Genomic DNA, 16,795 nt, shown 5'->3' with positions numbered 1-16,795 from the left:
GTCAGTACGGCAGTTGTTGCGGGCGGCGCGAGGAGATCACCCTGGTGTTCACGCCGGCCCAGTTGAGCCCGCCGAAGAGGCGTGCATGTTCGATCTTCACGCACCGGTCCATCACCACGTCCAGGCCGGCGGCGCGGGCGCGGGCGGCGGCTTCCTCGTTCACCACGCCGATCTGCTGCCACAGGCACTTCGCTCCGACGGCGATGGCCTCCTCGGCGAGCGGGCCTATGTCCTCGGTGCGGCGGAAGCAGTCGACCATGTCGATGCGTTCCCCCTTGGTGGCGAGCGCGCGCGCGGCTTCGGTCACGCTCGGATAGGAAGGCTCGCCCAGGATTTCCGGAGCGGTCGGATTCACCGGCACGATCCGGTAGCCGTGGGCCTGCATGTACTTGGCGGCGAAGAAACTCGGCCGGTGCCATTGCGGCGACAGGCCGACCACGGCGATGGTCCGGCAGGTGCCGAGGATCCGGCGCAGCGTGGCGATGTCGTTCATGGCGCCAGTGTAAGCACACCGGCCCCGGTCACAGTGCGGCGATGGCCGACCGCACTTCCTTGACGCTCAGGACCTCGGACAGCACGACCGGCGGGCGCCCCTTCTTGTAGAAGACGTACACCGGCACGCCGTTGCGGCCGAGGGCGGCGAGCGCCGCGGTGATCGCCGGGTCGCGCCGGGTCCAGTCGGCGCGCAGCAGCCTGACCTTCTTTGCGGCCAGGTCGCTCATGACCTCGTCGCGCGCGAGCGTCGTCTGCTTGTTGTACTGGCAGGTCACGCACCAGGCGGCCGTGAAGTCGACGAACACCGTCTCGCCCGAGTCGATCAGCTGTTCGACGCGGCCGGGTTGCCACGGCTGCCACACGTCGTTCTCGGCCCGCACGGCCCGGTCCGCCGCGGCGTGCGTGATGTTCGGGCCCGCACCCCACGCCAGCAGCACCAGCACGGCGACGGCGACCGAGGCCAGCACCGCGCGGCTGCGACCGTGCAGCGTGAACGCCCACACCACCATGCTCAGTGCCACCAGCAGCGCCAGCAGCGCGCCGGCACCGTTGATGCCGCTCTGCTGCCCCAGCACCCAGACCAGCCAGGCGACGGTGGCGAACATCGGGAAGGCCATGGCCTTGCGGAAGGTGTCCATCCAGGCGCCGGGGCGCGGCAGCAGGCGCGCCACCGCGGGCACCCAGCTCGCGGCCAGGTACGGCACCGCCATGCCGAGGCCCAGCACGACGAAGATCAGCAGCGCCTGGACGGCCGGCAGGCCGATCGCCAAGCCGAGCGACGCGCCCATGAACGGCGCCGTGCAGGGCGAGGCGACCGCCACCGCGAGCACGCCGGAGAGGAAGGCGTTGGCGGCCGGATGGCGCGCCTCCAGCGAGGCGACGCGCGACGGCAGGAAGCTGCCGAAGTGGAAGACCCCGGCGAGGTTCAGGCCGATCAGCGTGAACAGCACCGCCAGTGCGGCGACCACCCCCGGCGACTGCAGCTGGAAGCCCCAGCCGAGCTGCTCGCCCGCCGCGCGCAGCGCCAGCATCAGTCCGCCCAATGCCGCGAACGAGGCGACGACGCCCGCCGTGTATGCCAGGCCCGCCACGCGGTGCCCGCGCCGATCGCCGGCGTGGCGGGTGAAACCCACCACCTTGATCGCCAGGATAGGGAACACGCAGGGCATCAGGTTCAGGATCAGGCCGCCGACGAGGGCGCCCAGCAGCGCCGCGACCAAGGTCACGGAAGGCGCCGGGACCGCCGCTGGCACGGCCGGGCTGGCGCCACCGCTCTGGGCGAGCGCGGCGGCCAGGGCAGGCGACACGGTCGGCGCCTGGACGGACGGCCACTGGCCCAGGACCTTGGCTTGGGTCCGCCAACCTTGCGGCCCCGCCGCCAGCACGATCGGCAGCACGGTGGGGCTGGCCGTGCGATGCGCAGAGAGCGGAACCTGCGCCGTCCAGGTGCCACCCTGCCAGGCCTGCGTCCATTTCGCGGCCGTTTCGATCACTTCGCCGGTTTCGGGGAAGAACTCGAGGTCCTTGCCGTGCACGGACGCGGGCAGTCCGTCGACCTTGACCTTGATCGCCTGGCCGGCGATCTCGACCTGGCTGGCGCCGGACAGCGGCTTGGGCTGCGCGTCGAAGCTGGCCTGGAAGACGGCGCCGTTGCCAGCGGTCGTGCTGCGCACCGGCACGCTCAAAGCGAACTCGCCGTCCTCCGGGATGCATTCCTGGCGGCACACCAGCCAGGTGACCTTCAGCTTGACCGGCAGGTCACCAGCGAGCGACGGCTTGAAATCGGGAGCGATCGTGAGCGGCACCGGCAGCAGCACCGTGCCTTCGTAGCCGTAGTTCGCCAGGTGCCCGATCGGGATTTTCTTGGGCACCGGCCACGCGATGTCGCCGGCGACGACGCCGGCCGGCAGCGTCCACTGCAGGCTGGTCGGCAGTCCCGAGTCGCCGGGGTTCATCCAGTAGGTATGCCATTCCGGCGCGTGCGCCAGCTGCAGCCCCAGCCACACCTGCTTGCCCGGGCCGATGCCGTCCGGCGCATGGGCCATCAGCTCGGCCCGGACCCGCTCCGTCTTCACCACGGTGGTGGCACCGGTCTGGGCCAGGGAGGTCAAGGGCAGCGCACAGGCGGCGGCGAGGGCCAGGCCGGCGACGCGACGGACGGAAGACATCATGATGGGTGGAGCTCAGCGTTGCCGGGGAAGTTCCGCGAGGCGAAGCCGAGGACGACGCGCCGGGTGGTGGCACTTTTCTTTTCGATTTTCGTGACCACGACCGGGCCGATTTCGGCCGTGTTGGCGACATGGGTACCGCCGCAGGGCTGGAAGTCGATGTGTTCCTTGCCGCCGATGCGGATGGTGCGCACCCGCCCCGTGCCGCGCGGCGGCTGCACCGACATGCTTTTGACCAGTGCCGGGTTGGCGTCGAGTTCCTCGTCGGTGATGGAGCCAACCTGCACCGGCAGGCCGGCGGTCACCAGCCGCGCGATCCCGGCGGTGAGCTCCTCCTTGTCCAGCGGATCGGTCATGTTGAAGTCCAGGCGCGCGTACTCGGGCGTGATCGAGCAGCCGTTGACCAGTTGCGGCACCAGGTGGCACAGCAGGTGGGTGGTCGTGTGGAAGCGCATCAGCTTGTGGCGGCGGTCCCAGTCGACGCGCGCGGTCACCGTCGCGCCGGCTTCCAGCCGGGCAAGGAGGGCGTCCTGTCCCGGCGCCGGCACGTGCACGATCTCGGACGTGGCACGGCCTTCCTCGTCCTTGCCCTTGCGGGTGTCGGCGATGGCGATTTCCGCTCCATCGCCGAGCACCAGCAGGCCCGCGTCGCCGGCCTGGCCGCCGCCGAGCGGATAGAACACGGTGCGATCCAGGGTAATGCCATGCGCCCCCACGGCCGCCACGGTGGCCGTACATTCCTTCAGATAGGCGTTTTCACGGAAGAGATCCTGGGTCATGCCACTATTTTCGCGTTTCCTGACGACCGTCCCCTGGACATCGGTCAAGCAGCCCCGCCGGGCCCGGGGCTCCCTCGGTGCCGCGCTGCTGGCGGCCGGTCTGCTCGCGGCTTGCGGCGAGACCTCCCGCCTGCCGCCCGGCGCCGACGAAGGCGCCCGTCCGACGCTGCTACCGCCGGTCAAAAGCCTCGTGCCGACGGTCAGGATCGCGCCGGCCAAGGGCTGGCCCGAAGGCCAGTCGCCCAAGGCGCCGGCCGGCTTCCAGCTGACGGCGCTGGCACGGGGTCTTTCCCATCCGCGCTGGCTGTACGTGCTGCCCAACGGCGACGTCCTGGTGGCCGAAAGCAACAAACCGGCACCGCCGCCGGGCCAGGAGCCCAAGGGCATCAAGGCCTGGATCACCCAGCTGGTGATGAAGCGTGCCGGCGCCGGCGTGCCCAGCGCCGACCGCATCACCTTGCTGCGCGACGCCGACGGCGACGGGCAGGCCGAACTGCGCAGCGGTTTCCTGTCCGGACTCCATTCGCCGTTCGGGATGGCGCTGGTCGGGGGCGACCTGTACGTCGCCAACGCGGACGGCGTCGTGCGGTTCCCGTACCAGCCGGGGCAGACCCGCATCGAGGCACCGGCAATCAAGGTGACCGACCTTCCCGCAGGCGTCAACCACCACTGGACCAAGAACATCATCGCCAGCCGCGACGGCAGCAAGCTGTATGCGACCGTCGGCTCCAACAGCAACGTGGCCGAGCGCGGGCTGGCCGCGGAGGAGGGCCGCGCCGCGGTCTGGGAAATCGACCGCGCGACCGGCACCAAGCGCCTGTTCGCCACCGGGCTGCGCAACCCGAACGGCCTGGCCTGGGAGCCGGGTACGGGTGTGCTGTGGACCGTCGTCAACGAGCGCGACGAACTTGGCAGCGATCTCGTTCCCGACTACCTCACGTCGGTACGGGAAGGCGGCTTCTACGGCTGGCCGTGGAGCTACTGGGGCCAGCACGTCGACGAGCGGGTCGAGCCGCCGCGGCCGGACTTGGTGGCGCGCGCCATCGTTCCGGACTACGCGCTCGGCTCGCACGTCGCACCCCTGGGCCTCGCGTTCTCGGACGCGCGCATGCCGCCGCCGTTCGCGAGCGGCGCCTTCGTCGGCGAACACGGTTCCTGGAACCGCAAGCCGCTCGCCGGCTACAAGGTGGTGTTCGTGCCATTCGCGAACGGCCGGCCCTCGGGCGCGCCGGTGGACTTCCTCACCGGGTTCGTCAGTCCCGAAGGAGACGCCTGGGGCCGCCCGGTCGGCGTGGCGCTGGACGGCCGCGGGGCGTTGCTGGTCGCCGACGACGTGGGCAACGCGGTGTGGCGGGTGGCGCCGCGCTAGATCCGCTTCAGGGGCAACGCGGTCTTGTAGCGCACCTGCTTGAGTGCGAAGCTGGAGCGGATCTTCTCGATGCCTGGGATCGGGGTGAGCTGCTCCAGGATGAAGCGTTCCAGCTCGGCGATGTCGCGCACGGCCACCCGGATCAGGTAGTCGCTGTCGCCGGTCATCAGGTAGCACTCCATCACTTCGTCGTGTTCGGCAATGCGGCGCTCGAACTCGGCCAGGGATTCCTTGGCCTGCTCCTTCAGGCTGATCGAGATGAACACGTTGACGCCCAGGCCGATCGCCTTCGGGTCCGCCAGCGCCACGTAGCGCTGGATGACGCCCGCCGCTTCGAGCGCCTTCACCCGCACCAGGCAGGGCGAAGGCGAGAGGTGGACGCGCCGGGCCAGTTCGACGTTGGTCAGCGCGCCGTCGTGCTGCAGCTCGGCGAGAATTCGCAGGTCAATCGCGTCGAGTTGCATGGAATGCTATGCATGGCGATATTTGCGGCATTTTATGCTGAACAGTCGGGAGCCGACGCACATTTCCGAACCCCTATTTCGCCACCGATTTTCTACAGTCACGCATGACCGACCACAGCCTGTCCCGCTTCCTGGCCGCAGATTCCGGCGACATCGATCCCGTCGAAACGGCGGAGTGGCGCGACGCCTTCCTGTCCCTGGTGGCCGCGCACGGCCCGGCCCGCGCCCGCTTCATCCTCGACCAGCTCGCGGTGCTCGCGCGCGGCCCGCACATCGGCTGGTCGCCGGAACTGGTCACGCCTTACGTCAACACGATCGCCGTCGACCAGCAGCCGGCTTTTCCGGGCGACCTGGCGCTCGAGGAGAAGCTCGCCTCCCTGATGCGCTGGAACGCGCTGGCCATGGTCGCGCGCGCGAACATGGCCTACGGCGAACTGGGGGGCCATATCGCCAGCTACGCGAGCGCCGCCGACCTGTTCGAGGTCGGCTTCAACCATTTCTTCCGCGCGCGTGCCGCCGGCCACGGCGGCGACCTCGTCTTCTTCCAGCCGCACAGCGCGCCCGGCGTCTACGCGCGTGCCTACCTCGAGGGACGGCTCGACGAGCAGGACCTCGCGCACTACCGCCAGGAAATCACCGGTCCGCGCCGCGGCGCCCGCGGCCTGTCGAGCTATCCGCACCCCTACCTGATGCCTGACTTCTGGCAGTTTCCGACCGGGTCCATGGGCATCGGGCCGATCAGCTCGATCTACCACGCGCGGTTCATGCATTACCTGACGCATCGGGGCCTGCTCGATTGCGCCGGCCGCAAGGTGTGGGGCGTGTTCGGCGACGGCGAGATGGACGAGCCCGAGAGCATGAGCGCGCTGACCCTGGCCTCGCGCGAGCGGCTGGACAACCTCGTGTGGGTCGTGAACTGCAACCTGCAGCGCCTGGACGGCCCGGTGCGCGGCAACGGCCGCATCATCGACGAGCTGGAGAAGCTGTTCCACGGCGCCGGCTGGAACGTGATCAAGCTGGTCTGGGGCAGCGACTGGGACGGCCTGTTCGCACGCGACCAGGCCGGGGCCCTGGTGCGGGCGTTCGCCAGCACCGTCGACGGCCAGATGCAGACCTTCGCCGCCAAGGACGGACGGTTCAACCGCGACAACTTCTTCGGCCAGAACGAGGAACTGGCGCGGCTGGCGCAGGGCATGACCGACGAGCAGATCGACCGCCTCAAGCGCGGCGGGCACGACCTCGTGAAGATTCACGCCGCCTACGCGGCCGCCGCCGCCCACGTCGGCGCGCCCACGGTGATCCTCGCCCACACCAAGAAGGGTTACGGGATGGGGACGGCGGGCCAGGGGAAGATGACCACCCACAGCCAGAAGAAGCTGGACGACGCGGCGCTGATCGAGTTCCGCAACCGCTTCAACCTGCCGATCTCGGACGACCAGGCGCGCGGCCTGGAGTTCTTCCGGCCGGCGGCGGACAGTCCGGAGATGCAGTACCTGCACGAGCGGCGGGCGCGGCTGGGTGGCTATGTGCCGCGGCGCCGGTCCGACGCTGCGCCGGTGCCGGTGCCGGCCCTCGCCTCGTATGCAGCCTTTGCCACCGCGGCCGGCGGCAAGGAAATGTCGACCACCATGGCGTTCGTGCGCATGCTGGGCAACCTGCTGAAGGACCCGCAGCTGGGTCCCCGCATCGTGCCGATCGTGGCCGACGAGGCGCGCACCTTCGGCATGGCCAACCTGTTCAAGCAGGTCGGCATCTATTCCAGCGTGGGTCAGCGCTACGAGCCGGAGGACATCGGCTCGGTGCTGTCGTACCGCGAGGCGCTCGACGGCCAGATCCTGGAGGAAGGAATCAGCGAAGCCGGCGCGGTCGCGAGCTGGACCGCGGCGGCCACCAGTTACAGCGTGCATGGCTTCCCGATGCTGCCGTTCTACATCTACTACTCGATGTTCGGCTTCCAGCGGGTCGGCGACCTGATCTGGGCCGCGGCCGACCAGCGCGCCCGCGGTTTCCTGCTGGGGGCCACCTCCGGCCGCACGACCCTGGCGGGCGAAGGACTGCAGCACCAGGACGGCAGCAGCCATGCGGTGGCCGCCACCGTTCCCAATTGCCGCGCGTACGACCCGGCATTTGCCGGCGAGATGGCGGTGATCGTCGCGCGCGGCATGCTGGAGATGCTGCAGGAGCAGCGCGACGTCTTCTATTACGTCACCCTGATGAACGAGAACTACCCCCAACCCGACCTGCCGGCCGGCGTCGAGGAGGACGTGGTCAGTGGTTGCTACCGATTCGCCAGCCACCCTGGCGCGCAGCGGGTCACCTTGCTCGGGTCGGGTGCGATCCTCACCGAGGTGCTGAAGGCGGCCGGGGAGCTCGCGGCCGGCGGGATCGGCTGCGACGTTTTCAGCGTCACCAGCTGGAGCGAACTCGCCCGCGACGGCCAGGCGCTGGAGCGCCAGGCGCTGGCCGGCGAAGCGCCGCGGGTGCCGTTCGTCTCGCGCCAGCTGGCCGCCAGCGCCGGACCGGTGATCGCCGCCAGCGATTACGTGCGCGCGGTGCCGGAAAGCATCCGCGCTTTCGTGCCGGCCGGCCGGCGCTATCTGACGCTGGGCACCGATGGGTTCGGCCGCAGCGACACCCGTGCCGCGCTGCGCGAGTTCTTCGGGGTGGACGCGGCGAGCATCGTGCGGGCTGCGCGGTCCGCGCTGGGCGCGGGTTGAAGTGACAAACCCCCGGCGGGCACTACCATCGGGGGCATGAGCACATCGCGTTTCTGGGCCGAGCTGAGCACGCGCGACTTTGCCGGGCTCGACCCGGCCCGCACGGTCGCCGTGCTGCCACTGGGGGCGACCGAGCAGCACGGACCGCACCTGCCGCTGGGCGTCGACCAGGTGCTGGTGGATGGGATCGTCCAGGCCGCATTGCCGCACCTGCCGCCAGGCCTGCCGGTGCTGGTCCTCCCGACGCAGCAGGTCGGCTACAGCCCCGAGCATGCGCGGTTCGACGGCACGCTGACGGTGTCGGCCGCGACGCTGATCGCCCTGTGGACGGAGGTCGGCGAATGCGTGGCGCGCGCGGGGGTGCGCAAACTGCTGCTGCTCAACGCCCACGGCGGGCAGGTGAGCCTGATGGACATCGTGGCGCGCGAACTGCGGGCGCGGTGCAAGACTATCGTCTACAGCTGCAGCTGGTGGAACCTGCCGCTCGGCGATGCCGTCACCGGCCTGTTCCCGCCCGAAGAGCACCGCTTCGGCGTGCACGCGGGCGAGATCGAGACGTCCATGCTGCTGGCGCTGGAGCCCGCGCACGTGCACATGGAACACGCGCGCGACTTCAAGTCTTCGGCGCAGCAGCGTGCCGCGCAATACCCGGTCCTGGGCAACGGCCACAGCGCCAAGCTGGGCTGGCAGATGCAGGACTACAACACCCACGGCGCGGCAGGCAATGCCGCCGCCGCCACGGCGCAGAAAGGACAGGCTGTCCTGGCCGCCGCCGGCGCCAAGCTCGCCGCACTGCTGGTGGAGATCTCCAGCCTGCCCCTGTCCACGCTGGTCGACGACGCGCATTCCTGAGGCGGGGGGCCGCTGCGGCGCGAGCTCCTCGCATAGCCTGCGTCCTACGCGAGCTTGCGAGGGAACCGACAACGGCAGCCCGGGTGCGCGCTAGATTGGGTCCATCCCGGCACCAGCCGGCCCCAACCAGCAAGGAGCGCGAAATGACAACTGTGGCAGACGTGATGACCCGCGGCGTGCGGACGATGGCCCCCTCGGACACCGTGGTCCGGGCGGCGCAGGCGATGGACGAGCTGAACGTGGGCGTGATCCCGGTGTGCGACGGCCAGAAACTGGTCGGGATGGTGACCGACCGCGACATCGTCGTGCGCGGGCTGGCGCAGGCGCAGGATCCCAAGACCCTGAAGCTGGCCGACGTGATGAGCACCAACGTGCGCTGCGCCAGGGAGGACGACGACGTGGACCAGGTCCTGAGCGAGATGGCCGACACCCAGATCCGCCGGATGCCGGTGGTGGACGGCCAGCAGCAGCTGGTGGGGATCATCACCCTGGGCGACATCGCGGCCAAGGGCGTCGAGGACGAAGACGAGGTCGCGGAGTCGCTCAGCGAAATCTCCACGCCGGCCGAGCCCGACCGCTCGTGACCGGCGCGTTGTTGCGCGCCTCCTACTCGACCGCACTGTTTCGCACGCATTGTGACGGTGGACACATTCCCGTCACGTTCCGCTTCCTACACTCGGTGCAGGAAAGGAGCCGTGCATGCGATTCTCAGCCGCCATCCAGCCCGCCGCACCCCGGGGACCGGCGCCTGTGGCACGGCCCGTGCCGCCGCCCGACGACGCGCTCGCGTTGCCGTCGCCGCAGCCGCCGCTCCCCGCCTGCGAAGTGCCGCCCGATCTCGACCAGCGCGTCCGGCTCACGGGCGAATGGTGAGCGGGCCGCCCGCAGGCGTGCTCGCTGCGCAGGGCTTGTCCATCTTTGCCGCGTGAGGTCGTAGGACAGGACGCCGCGACGGCACGAAAAAGGGGCGTCCTGGACGCCCCTTTGTCTTTGCGCGGAGCTCGCGGCCCCTGCCTGCGCGCGTGATCAGCTGCTGCTGCGCGAACCTTCGGAGTTCTTGTTGCGATTGGCCTGGCTGCGAGCCTGCCCGCCCTTGCGGCCGGCCTCGCGCGCTTCTTCGGACGTGAACTCGTGCGCGGTGCCCTTCTCGTGGGCGGCGCGACCGCCTTCGCTGGCGATTTCGCGCTGGCGCTGCGGGTCCATCGACGCGAAGCCGCGGTTCGACTTGCCGCTGCTGCCCTGGTTGCCTTGATTGTTGGATGCCATGGTACTGATCTCCTGACAGAAAGGTGGAGTGGAAATGCATGACGGGCCCGCGGCCAGCCATGGCGTGATTGAGCGTTGGCCGCATCGCGCCGCTCGTCAGGAAGCCAAGGCGGGATGTGTAGGACGGGGCCTTGCGCCGTTACCCCTTGTTGCTATGAGTTTCGTAGCACCGTGACGAGGCGCTGAAACAGTCCGGCGACCTCCGGCGTGATGCCGGTGGAGGCGGCGCCGGGCGCCGTCACGCTCGCGAGCAGGCGCTGGAAGCCGGCCGCGGACGGCAGCACCGGCCCGAAGAACGCCGGTCGCCCGGCCGCGGCGACCAGCACGGTGGGGAAGGTCTCGACATCGACGTCGCCCATCGCCGCCGCTTCGTCTTCCACGTCGATCCAGGCAAAGCGCGCCTGCGGATGTTCACTGGCGGCCCGGTCGAAGACGGCTCGCCACTCGCGGCAGACGCCGCACCATTCCGCGCACAGGCAGATCACCCAGTGTCCGCTGGCGGGATCGGCATTCACTTCCATCGCAGCCAGTGTAGCAAGCGCCCCACGCGCGCCCGCCCGGCGTCAGGTGTAGGTGACCCAATGCGCGAAGTCGGGATGTTCCAGGTGCGGGATGGCGTTGTACGACACCAGCATGTGGCGCTTGGGGTTGAACGCGAACTCGGTGATGGCGGTGTTGCGGATCCGCATGTTCAGCTCGATCGTCGTCTCGGGGCTGGTGCCCAGCACCAGGCCCACGGCGGTCGAGATCGGCCCGCCGCTGGTGACGACCAGCACGCTCTGGCCGTAGTGGTTGGCGCGGACATGGTCCAGCGCGCCCGCCACGCCGGCGGAGAAGTCGGCGTACGAAGGCATGCCCCTGGGGCTCACGACGCCGGCCATCCACTGCGCGAGGCCGTCGCGCAGCAGCCGGAAGTGGTGCCGGTAACGCTCCGGCGAGTCCGGCTTCTCGAGCGCGTGCGGGTGGATCGCTGCGATGACGGCGGCACTGTCGTACTCGTTCAGCCCGTCCCAGTCGAGGTGCTCGCCGGCATGGTTCATCCCTTCCAGGATGGCGGCCATGGTCTGCTTGTGGCGGCGCAGCGTCCCCGCGATCAGCCCGTCGAAGCGCACGCCCTTCTGCGCGAAGTACTCGCCAAGGCGCAGGCTCTGCCGGCGCCCGAGGTCGCTCAGCTGGTCGTAGTCGTCGGCGCCGAAGGAGGCCTGGCCATGGCGAACGAGATAGAGGGTTCCCATCGGCGGCATTCTGGCGGCGGTGCACGCCGCATTCAGTCGCCGGTGCGACGGAGCTGTTTCAGGCGCCGGCGGCGTGCAGGACGACGCGCCCGGCCGGTGCCGCGAAGGTGGCCACGAGGTCGGCCTCGCCTTCGCGCACCCCGACGCCTTGCAGGCCGATGGCCGCGTGCGCTGCCTGGACCTCCTGCACGCGCGGATGGCGTGCCGTGAGGCCCAGCAGCTCCAGTGCCGACTCGGGCATGGTGTCGGTGGGATGGGCGCCGCGCCACTGGATCAGGGCCGGGAGCGTGCCGTGGCACAGGCGCTGCCCGTCGGCGCGGATCGTGATGTCCCATTCCAGCCGTCCGCTGGCCGTCTGGCGCCCGGCGCGAACCAGGCCGCCGGGATCGAGTCCCCGGTCGCGCAGCGCCACGGCAGCGGTCTCGGCGTCGTTGCAGCGGGCGACGAAGTGCACGAGCCTCGGCTGCCGCTGCACGGCGGCCTGGAGCGCGGGCTGGTCGAGGTCGAACCAGCGGGCGGTCGCCGGCGCTGGCGCAGCGGGATCGATGGCGATGATCTCCAGGTAGCAGCGCGAATACTGCTGGCCGCCGAGGCGGACCAGCCGGTTGTGGGTGCCCATCAGCGGATGCGAGCCGCCGGCCGCCGGCGTGATGCCGAACGTCGCCTCGCACCACTGCACCCCCTGCTCGAGGGTGGCGGCGGCGACCACGAGGTGGTCGACGACCGACGCGGGTCTCACAGCGTCACGTTCCCGCCGATGCAGGTGACGGCGTCGCCTCCGACCCACACCTGCCCCTGCTCGTCCCGCTCCAGGTGGACGCGTCCGGCGCGGTCGAGGCGCGCGCCTTGCGCCGCGAGGTAGCGGGCGGGCATGCGGCCGTCCGCCATCAGCCATTGCGCGAGGCTGGCGTTGAGGCTGCCGGTGACCGGGTCCTCGGGAACGCCGATCGGCGCCGCGAATCCGCGCACTTCCAGTTGCGGGCTGCCAGCCGGCGCGTCTGGGCAGGCTGCCGCCACACCGACCTTCTGGCCCAGCCGCTCCAGTTGCGCGTGATCGGGCGCGAGCCGCAGCACCGTGGCGGGTTGGTCGACGAGGAGACCGAGCCAGACCGGCCCGTTGTCCAGCGTCTGCGCGGCCAGCACCTCCTGCCGCTGCAACCCGAGCGCCGGCAGCAACCGGGCCAGCAGCGCGGCATCCGGCTCGCCGCGCCGCAGCGGCGGCGCCTCGAAAGCCAGGCGAGCGCCACTGCGCCGCAGCGGCACGAGGCCGACCTGGCACTCCTGAACGATGACGCCCGCGGTGCGCGGTTTCCCGCCGGCCTCGAGCCAGGCGTGGCAACTGCCGATGGTCGGATGGCCGGCGAAGGGGAGTTCGCCGCCGGGTGTAAAGATGCGCACGCGGTAATCGGCCCGGTCCGACTGCGGCGGCAGCAGGAAGGTCGTTTCGGAAAGGTTGGTCCAGCGCGCGAAGCGCTGCATCTGCTCGTCCGACAGGCCGCTGCCCTCGAGCACCACCGCCACCGGGTTGCCGCGGTACGGCACCGCGGTGAAGACATCGACCTGCTTGAAGGGACGCGACGCGGATTGGTTCATGGCGCGCACTGTAGCCGCTGCCGGGCGGCGCCGTGCGAACCCTACAGCATCTCGTCGGGAGCCAAGGGGGCAATCAGCCGCACCAGGAGGCGCAACCGAAGGCTGGCATCGGGCTCGCTGCGCGCGCTCGGGAACGAGGCGCCGGGCGGGGCCTGCCAGTCCAGCCGTCCGCCCTCCAGCCGCACCCGGTACGCGCCCTGCGCGACCATCGCATCGACCTGGCGCGCGGCTTCGCGGGAAAGGGTGCGGCTGCGGATCAGCAAGGCCACCTCGCTGTTCTTGCGCTGGGAACGCAGGTCGAGGTTCATCGAGCCGATCACCGCCAGCCGCTGGTCCAGGATCACGGCCTTGGAGTGCAGGCTGGCCCGCGAGACGCCGCTTTTCGAGCCGCCCCCGCCAGAGCCCAGGCCCGGGGTCGAGCCCAGACCGGCGACATCGCCCTCCTGGGTCGCCCGCATCTCGTACAGCTCCACCCCTTGCTGGAGCAGCCGCTCCCGATAGCGCGCATAGCCGGCATGCGCCGCCGGCGCGTCGTTGGAGGCCAGCGAGTTGGTCAGCACCCGGATGCGGACGCCCTTGGCTCGCAGCCGCCCGAATACTTCCATCATCGCCGCGCCCGGCACGAAATACGGCGACACGATCAGGATGTCCTGCCGCGCTTGCTGCATCAACTGCAGGAGGCCGTCGATGACGGTCTCCCCGGCGTCGACCTCGTCGTCGTCGGGCCCGATCTTTCCCGGTTCGTCCACCAGCAGCACGGCGGGAGCCCAGACCAGCCGGACGCGGGCCAGGTCCATCGGCTGCGGCGCGGCCGTGACGACCCCGGTGGGAGTGACGCCGGGCAGGATCGACGCGGTCAGGCTCGGCTCGAGCGCTGCCGCAACGGGAACGACGCCCGGGGGCTGAGCGCCGCCCGGAGCGCCGCCATCGGGAGGGCGCTGGCGCAGCCGCTCGAGGTCCTGGGCGGACAGCAGCGACTGGACCGGATAGGCGAGTTCGTCGTTCCAGTACCGGTCGAAGCTGGCGGACATGTCGCGCACGATCGTGCCGGCCGCGAGCACGTCGAGGTCGACGAAGTTGCTCTTGTCACCGCTGCCGAAGTAGGCGTCGCCAAGGTTGCGCCCCCCGGTGATGCCCATGGCGTTGTCGGCGATGAAGAGCTTGTTGTGCATCCGCTTCTGGATGCGCCCGAAATCGTGCAGCGACGTGAACAGGCGGCCTACCAGCGAGCTGCGCGAGCCGGTGAGGGGGTTGAACAGGCGGATGTCGACGTTCGGTTCGAAGGCGAGGCGCAGCACCTGGGCGTCGTCACCCACCGTATTGAAGTCGTCGAGCAGGATGCGGATGCGCACTCCGCGCCTGGCCGCGTCGCGCAGCGCCTGCAACAGCGTTTCGGTGCTGGCATCGGCATGAATGGCGTAGTACTGCAGGTCCAGACTGCGCTGCGCGGCGGCGATCAGCGCCAGGCGGCTGGTGAAGGCGGCGTCCACGCTGTCCAGAAGGTGAAAGCCCGACTGGTGCCGAGCGGCCTCCCGTGCCCGCCGCTCCTGCACCAGCCGGCCGAGCGCGGTCTGCTGCGGGGCCGCGAAGGCGGTCGACGCGGTGCGGCCGGTGTTGCTCGGCAGGCTTGCGCAGCCGGCGGCGGACGTGGCGAGCGCCACGGCGACCACGAAGCGCCACGCCGCCTGCCAGAAGTGCGGCCGTGCACGCGAGGGGCCGGAAGAGGTGGTCGCGCTCATGTCGAGCCACTGTACTGCCCGGCCGTGGTGGCCGGGGTCGGGAAAGGTCAGCGGTGGGCGCCTCTTGCTGCCGGACAAACGCTATACGGCGCCGAGGGCCTCCCAGCGCTCCAGTGCCACCATGAGCTCATCCTCGATGGCGGCGACCCGCGCGGCGAATTGCACGGCGCGCTCGGGGTCTTCGCCGTACATGCGCCCATCCGCCAGCGCTTCGTTGATCTCGCGCTGCTCGCGTTCCAGCGCATCGATCAGCGCCGGCAGCGCTTCGAGCTCGCGCTGCTCCTTGTAGCTCAGCTTGCGCTTGCCCGGACCGGTCGGGGCGGCGCTGCTCCGTGCTGCCGGAGCGATGGCGGGCGGCGCGCTGGCGGTTGCGGCCAGCGCTTGCGCCCGGCGCGATTGGGTCAGCCAGTCCTCGACCCCGCCTTCGTACTCGCGCCAGTGGCCGTCGCCTTCGAAGACGATGGTGCTGGTGACCACGTTGTCGAGGAAAGCGCGGTCGTGGCTGACGAGGAACACCGTGCCGTCGTAGTTCTGGAGCAGGTCCTCCAGCAGCTCGAGGGTGTCGATGTCGAGGTCGTTGGTGGGCTCGTCGAGCACCAGGACGTTGGCCGGGCGCGCGAACAGGCGCGCCAGCAGGAGCCGGTTGCGTTCGCCGCCGGACAGCGACCGCACCGGCGAATTCGAGCGCGCCGGCGAAAAGAGGAAGTCGCCCAGGTAGCTCTTGACGTGCTTGCGCTGGTTGCCGATTTCGATCCACTCGCTGCCGGGGCTGATGAAGTCCTCCAGCGTGGCATCGAGGTCGAGCGCCTCGCGCATCTGGTCGAAGTAGGCGACCTGCAGGTTCGCGCCCTGGCGGATCCTGCCGCGGTCGGGCTGGAGCTCGCCCAGGATCAGTTTCAGCAGGGTCGTCTTGCCCGCGCCATTGGGACCCATCAGCCCGACCTTGTCGCCACGCAGGATGGTGGCCGAGAAGTCGCGCACGACCACCTTGTCGCCGAACGATTTGCCCACGTCGGCGAGTTCCGCGACGATCTTGCCGCTCGGCAAGCCAGCCGCCACGCCCATGCGCACGCTCCCCAACGCCTCCCGGCGCGCCGCGCGCTGAGCGCGCAGCCGCTGCAGCCGCGTGATGCGACCCTGGGCGCGCGTGCGCCGCGCCTCGACCCCCTTGCGGATCCACACCTCTTCCTGGGCCAGCAGCTTGTCGGCCTTGGCGGCGATCACCGCTTCCTGGGCGAGTTGTTCCTCCTTCTGGGCCTGGTACCGGCTGAAATTGCCGGGGAAGGACCGCAACTGGCCGCGATCGAGTTCGACGATCCGGGTCGCGACCCGGTCCAGGAACACGCGATCGTGCGTGATGGTCACCAGGCTGCCCTTGAAGCCGGTCAGCAGGTCTTCCAGCCACTCGATCGAATCGAGGTCCAGGTGGTTGGTGGGCTCGTCGAGCAGGAGCACGTCGGGACGGCGCACCAGCGCCTGCGCGAGTGCGACGCGCTTCCTGTTGCCGCCCGACAAGGTGCCGATCACGGCGTCGCCATCGAGGTGCAGGCGGTGCACTGTCTCGCTGATGCGCTGCTCCAGGTTCCAGCCGTCGTGCGCCTCGATCTGGCTCTGCAGGCGGTCGAGGTCGCCGTCGCCGTGCGTGTAGTGGTCGATCAGGGCCGTGACGTCGGCGACCGCCGCCCGCACCGCGTGCCACACCGAGTGCGCCGGATCGAGGGTCGGCTCCTGCGGCACGTAGGCGATGCGCAGCCCTTGCTGGACCTGCAGGATGCCATCGTCGGCCCGCTCGAGGCCGGCAAGGATCTTGAGCAGCGACGACTTGCCGGCGCCGTTGCGGCCGATCAGGCCGACCCGCTCGCCGGCTTCGAGGGCGAAATCGGTGTGATCGAGCAGCGGCACGTGCCCGTAGGCCAGCTGGGCGTTGAGGAGTGTGATGACGGCCATGGAGCCGCGGATTATCCCGGCAGCCGCGGACGGGCGCGGGCTCTTCGCAGCTGGCGCGGCAGCGGGGCACTGGCGCGCCAGATCCGGCGAGCGCGGCTCGGGACGAGCCTTCAAAGAGTGGCGCTCGTCTTTTCGCGGGGGTTCCGGAACTTCGCTGCGCCGCCCGCGCTC

Annotated in this window: 16 protein-coding genes; 5 read left to right on the top strand and 11 right to left on the bottom strand. The window is 70.3% G+C overall.

From position 1 onward, the window contains the following. Position 1: 1 nt before the first annotated feature. Genes RAMLITH_RS20500 through RAMLITH_RS20490 form a run of 3 tightly spaced genes read right to left on the bottom strand, consistent with a single transcriptional unit; the run spans position 2 to position 3,442 of the window. Positions 2–493: a CoA-binding protein gene (locus tag RAMLITH_RS20500; RefSeq protein ID WP_168109303.1), complete on the bottom strand. Its 492-nt coding sequence runs from the start codon at positions 491–493 to the stop codon at positions 2–4. Between the two features lie 28 nt (positions 494–521). Continuing rightward, complete coding sequence (locus tag RAMLITH_RS20495; RefSeq protein WP_168109419.1) at positions 522–2,663, bottom strand: protein-disulfide reductase DsbD family protein; 2,142 nt, start codon at positions 2,661–2,663, stop codon at positions 522–524. Further along, positions 2,663–3,442: an alanyl-tRNA editing protein gene (locus RAMLITH_RS20490; protein WP_168109302.1), complete on the bottom strand. Its 780-nt coding sequence runs from the start codon at positions 3,440–3,442 to the stop codon at positions 2,663–2,665. The genes RAMLITH_RS20495 and RAMLITH_RS20490 overlap by 1 nt, the downstream gene beginning before the upstream one ends. Here RAMLITH_RS20490 and RAMLITH_RS20485 point away from each other — a divergent pair. Further along, positions 3,441–4,811 carry a PQQ-dependent sugar dehydrogenase gene (locus RAMLITH_RS20485; RefSeq protein ID WP_168109301.1) on the top strand — a complete coding sequence of 457 codons (1,371 nt, stop codon included), beginning with the start codon at positions 3,441–3,443 and terminating at the stop codon, positions 4,809–4,811. The genes RAMLITH_RS20490 and RAMLITH_RS20485 overlap by 2 nt on opposite strands. Here RAMLITH_RS20485 and RAMLITH_RS20480 read toward each other — a convergent pair. Beyond that, a complete protein-coding gene (locus tag RAMLITH_RS20480; protein ID WP_168109300.1) occupies positions 4,808–5,275 on the bottom strand; it encodes an Lrp/AsnC family transcriptional regulator in 468 nt (155 codons plus the stop codon). The two genes, RAMLITH_RS20485 and RAMLITH_RS20480, sit on opposite strands and share 4 nt — an antisense overlap. A 104-nt stretch (positions 5,276–5,379) precedes the next feature. Here RAMLITH_RS20480 and mdeB point away from each other — a divergent pair, with 104 nt between their 5' ends. The 4 genes from mdeB to RAMLITH_RS20460 all read left to right on the top strand — a co-directional run bounded on the left by mdeB (position 5,380) and on the right by RAMLITH_RS20460 (position 9,717). Then, entirely contained in the window at positions 5,380–7,992 is a 2,613-nt protein-coding gene (gene mdeB, locus RAMLITH_RS20475) for an alpha-ketoglutarate dehydrogenase (RefSeq protein WP_168109299.1), read from the top strand. A gap of 36 nt (positions 7,993–8,028) precedes the next feature. Continuing rightward, the gene (locus RAMLITH_RS20470) at positions 8,029–8,844 is read left to right on the top strand and encodes a creatininase family protein (RefSeq protein WP_168109298.1); all 816 of its coding nucleotides are present in this window, start codon (positions 8,029–8,031) and stop codon (positions 8,842–8,844) included. Between the two features lie 143 nt (positions 8,845–8,987). Next, a complete protein-coding gene (locus RAMLITH_RS20465) occupies positions 8,988–9,428 on the top strand; it encodes a CBS domain-containing protein (RefSeq protein ID WP_168109297.1) in 441 nt (146 codons plus the stop codon). Between the two features lie 115 nt (positions 9,429–9,543). Beyond that, a complete protein-coding gene (locus RAMLITH_RS20460; RefSeq protein ID WP_168109296.1) occupies positions 9,544–9,717 on the top strand; it encodes a hypothetical protein in 174 nt (57 codons plus the stop codon). 153 nt (positions 9,718–9,870) lie between these two features. Here RAMLITH_RS20460 and RAMLITH_RS20455 read toward each other — a convergent pair whose 3' ends face one another. The 7 genes from RAMLITH_RS20455 to RAMLITH_RS20425 form a co-directional block, all read right to left on the bottom strand. After that, positions 9,871–10,110 (bottom strand): KGG domain-containing protein, encoded by a 240-nt coding sequence (locus RAMLITH_RS20455; RefSeq protein ID WP_168109295.1) that lies wholly within the window; start codon positions 10,108–10,110, stop codon positions 9,871–9,873. 152 nt (positions 10,111–10,262) lie between these two features. Further along, the gene (locus RAMLITH_RS20450) at positions 10,263–10,631 is read right to left on the bottom strand and encodes a thioredoxin family protein (protein ID WP_168109294.1); all 369 of its coding nucleotides are present in this window, start codon (positions 10,629–10,631) and stop codon (positions 10,263–10,265) included. A gap of 42 nt (positions 10,632–10,673) precedes the next feature. Continuing rightward, positions 10,674–11,345 (bottom strand): histidine phosphatase family protein, encoded by a 672-nt coding sequence (locus RAMLITH_RS20445; RefSeq protein WP_168109293.1) that lies wholly within the window; start codon positions 11,343–11,345, stop codon positions 10,674–10,676. Between the two features lie 58 nt (positions 11,346–11,403). Beyond that, positions 11,404–12,084 (bottom strand): VOC family protein, encoded by a 681-nt coding sequence (locus RAMLITH_RS20440; protein WP_168109292.1) that lies wholly within the window; start codon positions 12,082–12,084, stop codon positions 11,404–11,406. Further along, positions 12,081–12,938, bottom strand: a complete 858-nt coding sequence (locus tag RAMLITH_RS20435; RefSeq protein WP_168109291.1) for a PhzF family phenazine biosynthesis protein — start codon at positions 12,936–12,938, stop codon at positions 12,081–12,083. The genes RAMLITH_RS20440 and RAMLITH_RS20435 overlap by 4 nt, the downstream gene beginning before the upstream one ends. Positions 12,939–12,979: 41 nt before the next feature. Next, a complete protein-coding gene (locus RAMLITH_RS20430; RefSeq protein ID WP_168109290.1) occupies positions 12,980–14,677 on the bottom strand; it encodes a phospholipase D-like domain-containing protein in 1,698 nt (565 codons plus the stop codon). 81 nt (positions 14,678–14,758) lie between these two features. After that, the gene (locus RAMLITH_RS20425) at positions 14,759–16,624 is read right to left on the bottom strand and encodes an ATP-binding cassette domain-containing protein (RefSeq protein WP_168109289.1); all 1,866 of its coding nucleotides are present in this window, start codon (positions 16,622–16,624) and stop codon (positions 14,759–14,761) included. Positions 16,625–16,795 lie beyond the last annotated feature (171 nt).

This window comes from Ramlibacter lithotrophicus (assembly GCF_012184415.1).
Lineage (GTDB): Bacteria > Pseudomonadota > Gammaproteobacteria > Burkholderiales > Burkholderiaceae_C > Ramlibacter > Ramlibacter lithotrophicus.
The sequence above is the reverse complement of the archived record's forward strand: the minus strand, read 5'-3'. Positions and strand labels throughout refer to the sequence as shown.